This window comes from Planococcus sp. RAB007_Raresut, from assembly GCF_057369535.1.
Genome location: NZ_JBXYIF010000168.1, coordinates 1 through 259 on the forward strand (window position 1 = coordinate 1; position 259 = coordinate 259).

1 protein-coding gene is annotated in these 259 nt (G+C 45.2%); it reads right to left on the bottom strand.

Translation table 11 applies throughout. The features are described from left to right. Positions 1-259 (bottom strand): phage tail tube protein (locus AC2Q9J_RS18160; RefSeq protein ID WP_499042112.1); only part of this gene is annotated, 259 nt, incomplete at both ends.

Sequence of the window (259 nt, forward strand, 5' to 3'; positions counted from 1 at the left end):
TCCCTTCGTATCGCTTGCCTGATGGCATTTCGAGATAGACATCTACATTTTCAGAATTTAAGAACGCTGATTCGAGTTCTTCGTATGCTGCATCTGATTCGACATATGCGCCGTCAGCATCAATCGTGTAAGACTTGAAGCCCGGTAATGATTCATTCCAGAATCCTTCTGTATCTTTCGATGTAGCATCAATTGATTCTGCCGAACGACCAAGTGAAGCATTTCGTTGACCTGCCAATACTCGGCCAGTGCCTTGTCG